Below are 1,170 nucleotides of genomic sequence, written 5' to 3'. Positions count from 1 at the left end.
ATATAATCCCCGCCGCATAGGACGGTGAAGAGGCTTGGCACGTCACTGTTGTTGTTCCTGCTCATCTAACCTCTTTAAGACGGAGTACAAGAGTAGTTTAATCTCCTCCAGCTCCTCGTGGATGTCCTGGTGGTGGAATCTTAATGGTCTTTGGATAATCTCTCGAAGCTTTTTCTTTTTCATGGGAGTGGAAAATTAACGGGCACGGATGGATTCGAACCATCGACCTACGCTTTAGAAGAGCGCTGTTCTGATCCTCTGAACTACGTGCCCATGGAGACTGGGGAACGAAAAAGCTTTCACCGGGACTCCCGGACCAGCCACGTAGATACTATACCACCGTCTCGCAGGTGCGCAAGTCCACGATGGTGACGAATCCCTCTCCTTCCTCCGTCTCCCATGTACTGGGATGAGAATCTCGGGCCTGCTTAGCCTCCTCCAAGGTATCCCAGAGGGACACCGGATAAGAGCTCACACCGCACTCTATACACCCAACCTGAAACACCAAGTAGTTGGCCATCTTAGTTGATATACACAACAAGGGTACCCTACCATATTACCACATGTACGAGGAGAACTGCGAACACCTTGAGGCTATGTGTGAGCAGTACGATCTGGTCGCAGTGAGGAACGATTACAAGGAAGCGTTTGACATAGCCATCTCTATATCAGTTTGGGAGTATATGCGCATAGGCGCATTGACGTATAGAGAGATGAGGCTTGTCCCATGGAGACTCTTAGAGAAGAGGATAGTAGGATGGATACTCAATGAGAGTTTTTAGGCTTACTCAGCCAGTCTGGAATAATCTTGATCTGGCCGTCCAGCTTACGGAGTAGATACCGCCCTGTGCGGACGGCTATGGGCTTTACTACCACTTCGGCGAACATTACTCCGACGAAGGAGTATAGCGCAGTGTGGACGTCTGTGGGTGAAATTTCAGTCATTTTTCTTAGCAATAATCAGGTCGATTGGCTCTAAGCACTCTGAGAGCCTGTAGGAGAGCTCGTACCCTGGTTGAAGGTGTTTGTACCTGAGAGGGGGTTTAGGCCCCTTTAAGAAGCTTCTAGCCACCTCTGAGAGCGTTGTATAAACGTGTACCTCTTGTGACTCGTAATCGTAAGAGATCGTGGTCTCGTTGAATTCAAATTCCATGGCCGGGGTTCTGCTCC

Annotated in this window: 3 protein-coding genes and 1 tRNA gene; 1 reads left to right on the top strand and 3 read right to left on the bottom strand. The window is 49.4% G+C overall.

The features are described from left to right. Positions 1-199: 199 nt before the first annotated feature. Positions 200-273: transfer RNA gene (locus EBR25_14255), tRNA-Arg, on the bottom strand. Between the two features lie 323 nt (positions 274-596). Between EBR25_14255 and EBR25_14250 the strand changes: the two genes are divergently transcribed. Next, on the top strand, positions 597-782 hold the full coding sequence (locus EBR25_14250) for a hypothetical protein (protein ID NBW42132.1): 186 nt from the start codon (positions 597-599) through the stop codon (positions 780-782). Here the strand turns inward: EBR25_14250 and EBR25_14245 are convergent. Beyond that, positions 766-945, bottom strand: coding sequence for a hypothetical protein (locus EBR25_14245; protein NBW42131.1), 180 nt, complete (start codon positions 943-945; stop codon positions 766-768). The genes EBR25_14250 and EBR25_14245 overlap by 17 nt on opposite strands. Beyond that, positions 938-1,170 (bottom strand): hypothetical protein (locus tag EBR25_14240; protein NBW42130.1); only part of this gene is annotated, 233 nt, incomplete at its 5' end. The genes EBR25_14240 and EBR25_14245, both read right to left, overlap by 8 nt.

The organism is bacterium, from assembly GCA_009926305.1.
Taxonomy (GTDB): Bacteria; Bdellovibrionota_C; UBA2361; order UBA2361; family RFPC01; genus RFPC01.
This window is presented reverse-complemented; position numbering and strand designations above follow the sequence as displayed.